1 protein-coding gene and 1 pseudogene are annotated in these 5,772 nt (G+C 44.3%); both read left to right on the top strand.

Annotated elements, in window-relative coordinates; translation table 11 throughout:
* Positions 1-134: 134 nt before the first annotated feature.
* Positions 135-3,200 (top strand): annotated as a pseudogene (locus tag PSE7429_RS23930) (PAS domain S-box protein); the annotation flags it as partial.
* Positions 3,197-5,620 (top strand): response regulator, encoded by a 2,424-nt coding sequence (locus PSE7429_RS20960; protein ID WP_009629366.1) that lies wholly within the window; start codon positions 3,197-3,199, stop codon positions 5,618-5,620. The pseudogene PSE7429_RS23930 and the gene PSE7429_RS20960, both read left to right, overlap by 4 nt.
* Positions 5,621-5,772 lie beyond the last annotated feature (152 nt).

Below are 5,772 nucleotides of genomic sequence, written 5' to 3'. Positions count from 1 at the left end.
TCTTTGTTTCAGCCCTGCGTTATACTCTGACCAGTTGCGGATCTCATATTTCTCTGTCATCTTTCGGGGTCTCATCTCCTGCTTAATACTTAATTTACCTTCTAACCCCCTTTTTATGCAACAACGCCGAATGCTGGTGTCAAATCGCGGGAATTAGTGCCAGCGAAGCAATGGGAGGTGGTTGGGCGCAAGCATTACATCCAGAAGATCGAGACAAGGTTGCCGATGAGTGGTATCGCTCTACTCAAGCAAATCGTCCTTTTCACCTTGAATATCGATTTCTGCGATCGGATAGCACCATTACCTGGGTATTTGGACAATCAAATGCTGAATTTGATGGGGATGGTCGGGTTACAGGATATATTGGCACGATTACTGATATTAGCGATCGCAAAAAATCTGAAGCTGACATCTTAAAACTCAATCAAACCCTCGAAGCTAGAGTCGCAATTCGCACGCAAGAACTGTTAGAACGTGAATCGCAACTAAGGGATTTCTTTGACAATGCCACCGATCTGATCCAGAGTGTTGCCCCTGACGGTAAAATCCTATTAGTAAATCAGGCTTGGAAAAGAACCTTAGGCTATGACGATCGCGAATTAGAGCATCTATCCATTTTTCAGATCATTCATCCCGATGATTTACCCCATTGTCAAACAGCCATGAACAATCTTTTTGATGGGAATCAGTGTTTCGGACTGGAAACTAGATTTTTGGCTAAGGATGGTAGGGTCATTAACGTCGAGGGGAATGTAAATTGTCAGTGGGAGAATGGGAAAGCGATCGCCACAAGGGGGATTTTCAGGGATGTAACCGAGCGCAAAAAAGCGGATAAAGCATTACATGAATCCCAAATGTTTCTCCAAACCGTACTCAATACTTTTCCTCTATTTGTATTTTGGAAAGATTGTCAGTCTGTTTACTTAGGCTGCAACCAAAACTTTGCCAATAGTGCAGGATTCGCATCATCTAGCGAAATTATCGGCAAGACCGACTTCGATCTGCCTTGGAGTCAGATCGAAGCCAAGAAATTTATCGATGACGATCTCCAAGTTATCGACTCAGGCATACCCAAACTCAACATCATTGAGACCCAATGTAAAGCAGATGGGGAAGTTGTTTGGGTTGAGACCAATAAAGTGCCTTTACGAAATTTGCAGGATGAAGTGATTGGGGTTTTAGGCATTTATCAAGACATTACCGATCGCAAACTTGCTGAGCAAGCCCTCGCTGAAAGCGAAGCCTTTAACCGACAACTGATCGAGGAGTTTCCCATTGGACTAGCTAGCTGTGACACAGATGGAAAGCTAATCTACGTTAACAAAGCTTTTGCTGTCATCTTAGGATACAGTGTCGAAGAGATTCTGCAACTCTCCTACTGGGATATCACCCCACCTAAATATGCCGATCTCGAAGCGGAGCAGCTCCAAAAAATTTATAAAGAAGGGCGTTATGGTCCCTATGAGAAGGAATATATTCATCGAGACGGACATTTAGTTCCCGTAATTTTAAATGGATTGCTCATTTATCAGAAGGGAGAAATCCTGATCTGGTCAAGCATCCAAGATATTAGCTGCCTCAAGCTCGCCGAAGCAGAACTCCAAAGCATGTCGTATCGATTGGAGCTAGCTATTAAATCAGCTCAGATTGGGATCTGGGAATGGGATCTATCTAGCGATCGCTTGATCTGGGATGCGCGGATGCACGAACTTTACGGTGTCAGCACCTCAGACTTTTCTGGTTCTTTTAGAGACTGGGCGGATAGCCTTTATCCCGATGATTTAGAAGCCAGTATCGCTCGAATCCAACAGGCTGTTAGAGGCGAACGAGATTTTGATCTAGAGTTTCGATTGCTGCGCAAAGATGGCAGCATTAGACATATCCAAGCCTATGCCCTTGCCCAGCGAGACGAGCAAGGGCAAACTCAGCGAATGATTGGTATTAATTACGATATTAGCGATCGCAAACAAGCAGAAGAGCTTCTAGTCAAAACCAATGAAGAGCTATCCCGCGCCACGAGACTCAAGGATGAATTTCTTGCCAATATGAGCCACGAGCTAAGAACCCCACTTAACGCGATTTTGGGCATGTCCGAATCTCTTCAGGATGAAATTTTCGGCAAGATCAATAGCGAGCAAACTAGAGCAGTCCAACTGATCGAACGCAGTGGGATCCATCTATTGGAGTTAATTAATGACATTCTTGATGTTTCTAAAATTGAATCAGGACAGGTCACCTTAGACATCTCCCCCTGCAATGTCGCTAGCCTGTTTCACGCGAGCCTGGCATTTATTAAACAACAAGCATTAAGAAAATCCATTCAGATAGAGATCCAAATGTCTCCGCATCTGCCTAACCTCCTCGTAGATGAACGACGTATTCGCCAAGTCTTAATCAATCTTCTCAACAATGCGGTCAAGTTCACTCCCGACGGAGGCAGTCTCACCCTTGAGGTCAAACGGAAAGACAAGATTAACGATCCTCAAGAATCTCCCCAAAGCTTCCTCCAAATATCTGTAATTGATACAGGTATCGGCATCTCGCCAGAAAACATTAAAAAACTATTTCAACCATTCATTCAAATCGATAGCGCCCTCAATCGGCAATATCAGGGCACAGGTTTGGGGCTCGCCCTAGTCAAGCGGGTGGTGGAGTTACATGGGGGCACAGTTAGTTTGAGTAGTGAATTAGGAGTTGGCAGCCGCTTTACCATTGAGCTACCATGTGTGGACGAAAATCGAGACTTGATTGAGCTAAATTCGTTACCAACCAGTACAAAATTTGCTCAAAATCCCTTTAGCTTTTCTGAATCAGATCCAATCCCCTTGATTTTATTAGCGGAAGACAATGAAGCAAATATTATGACAATGGTTAGCTATCTGAGTACAAAAGGCTATCGCTTTATAACAGCCCATAATGGTGAAGAAGCGATCGCCCTAGCCCAGTCAGAAAAGCCAAATTTAATTATTATGGATATCCAAATGCCCGTCATGGATGGATTAGAGGCGATCCAGCAAATCCGCCAGATCCCTAGCTTAATGAATATACCGATCGTGGCTCTAACTGCTTTAGCCATGCCAGAGGATCGCGATCGCTGTATCGCTGCAGGTGCAACTGAATATATCCATAAACCTGTTAAGCTAAAGCAGTTGGCCGCCACTATTCATCAACTTTTAGAGCAACCAGTAGATAGGCAATGAATCTAGCATCTGTTTTAATCATTGACGACGAAGCGGATAATTTTGATGTGATTGAAACTTTTCTGAGAGATCACAACTACCAATTGCACTATGCGCCTAATGGTCAAGATGCGATCGCTCACCTAGATACATTTAAGCCCGATCTAATCCTTCTAGATGTGATGATGCCAGGAATAGATGGTATTGAGGTCTGTCAAAGGATTAAGGCGATACCGAAGTGGAATAATGTTCCCATCATTATGGTTACAGCCCTTATTTCTAAAGAGGACATTGCCAAATGTTTGAATGCGGGGGCAAATGACTTCATCAGCAAGCCCTTAAACTCGCAAGAGTTTCAGGCGAGGGTACGCTCAATGTTACGGATTAAAGAGCAACAGGATCGCCTAGAGCGAGCCAATGCCCTAGTCCATGCCCAACTTGAGGCAAGCTTAGAAGGAGTAATTGCAGCGGATGAACAGGGGCGTTTAGTCGCCTACAACCAAAAAATGTGTGAAATATGGGGCGTTAAACCCATCACAATCAAGGCCAACAACGAAAATTTACTACTGCTTCCGCTCCTGCAAAAATCTCACTTCCCTCAACCCATCACCCAAATCCTAGAGGATACCTACGATTCCCCCGATCGCGTTACTCATGGAGAATTGATCAATGATGGACTGACCTACGAATATTTTAGTAGTTCTGTCACTTCTCCCACTGGCAAGTTTTGGGGATTTGTTTGGCGATTTCGAGACATTACCGATCGCAAACAGTACGAAAACAATCTGCAAAAAGCTAAGGAGGTCGCAGAAGCAGCCCTAAGAGTTAAATCAGAATTCCTAGCCATGATGAGCCATGAAATCCGTACCCCAATTAATGGAGTACTGGGGATGACCGAACTATTAGCAACGACAACCCTTGATCGAGAACAAAATCGTTTTGTCCAATCAATTCAAACCAGTGGCGAAATACTGCTAACCGTCATTAACGATATTCTGGATTTTTCTAAACTCGAATCCCAGCAGCTTTTGCTGGAAAGTATCCCCCTTGATATTACGCAAATTATCGCCGACACCTGCGCTCTCCTCAGCCAAGCAGCAGAAAGTAAGGGCATCGGATTGCTTTACCACATCGATAGTAAGGCTCCCCCCTATATCCTCGGTGATCCGATCAGGTTGCGCCAAATCCTCCTTAATTTAGCGAACAATGCGGTCAAGTTTACGCCTAAAGGAGAAGTAAGACTATCTGTATCCCTACTGAATGAGTCTCAAAATGAATCTCAAAATGAATTTCAGAATGAATTTCAGAATGAATCTCTCCAGCATGAAAGTAGACCATCCCTACTCTTTGAAGTGCGGGATTCAGGTATTGGGCTCTCTCCAGAACAAATCCAAAAACTGTTTCAGCCCTTTACCCAAGCTTCGATCGCCACAGCTCGCCAGTATGGGGGAACAGGGCTAGGACTAGCCATTTGTCAAAAACTCGTACAAATGATGGGCGGCAGAATTTGGGCAGAAAGCTCCCTTGGCAATGGTTCCACCTTCTCTTTTGTGTTACCCGTTACGGCGATCGATGCTATGCCACCAGCCATCGTATCGCCAACAGAGGGACGACAAATGCTCCGCCAGTCTAAGAGGCTGAATAACAACCTGACCACTAAGTTACCGCTCAATATTTTAGTTGCCGAAGATAATTTGATTAATCAAGAGCTAGTCTTAGCAATGCTCAGCAAAATGGGATACAACCCAACCATTGTCAATGATGGCTTAGAAGCATTGGAATCCCTCAGAAATCATCCCTTTGATATCGTGTTTTTAGATGTCCAAATGCCTCGTTTAAACGGGCTAGAAACGGCTAGTCGGATCGTGCATGAGTGGGCTGAAATATCCAAAAATCAAGTCACTAATTGCCCCCGTCCCACCCTAATCGCCATGACGGCTAGTGCTATGCAAGGCGATCGCGAAATTTGCTTAGAAGCGGGCATGGATGACTATATCAGCAAGCCCATTTCCTTTGACACCCTAGAAAGGATGTTGGAATGTTGGGGCAATGTTCCCGAAGAAATGACTCCGCCCCCACCTAGCGCCGCGGCAATGGAATTTGACGAACGTGCCCTTCAGGAGATTGAGAAGGTTTCTCTAGCCCTGCCGAAACGAATGATCCATCTATTTTTAAACGAAGAATGTCCAGTTTTATTAAAAAACCTACGTCAAGCTATATCAGACTCCGATCGCGCACAGATAGAATATGCCTCTCACACCCTAAAAGGAATCAGCCGAATGCTTGGGGCTAAAGCATTTTCTGATATTTGTAGTGAATTAGAAATAGCAGCCCATAATCGACAACTGGAAAATAGCGATCGCTTAATGCTCGCAATCGATCAATCTTTTCCTTCCGTTGCCTCATATTTAGAGGCTTACCTCGCCAAAAATTCTCCATAAATCATAAAGCCCCATAAAAATCTAAAATCTGTGGCGCAAGCTACACTCTCTGACAAAGTTTTTTAATCTGGGGTTTCAATCTGAATTTTATAAGTACCTCAGCATAATTAAAATTCCAAAACCTGCGGTGCACGCGCAGCGTGCACCGCAGG

The organism is Pseudanabaena biceps PCC 7429 (genome assembly GCF_000332215.1).
In the GTDB taxonomy this organism is placed as follows: Bacteria; Cyanobacteriota; Cyanobacteriia; order Pseudanabaenales; family Pseudanabaenaceae; genus Pseudanabaena; species Pseudanabaena biceps.
Note: the sequence above shows the minus strand (reverse complement) of the source record. Positions and strands in the feature narration are given on the sequence as shown.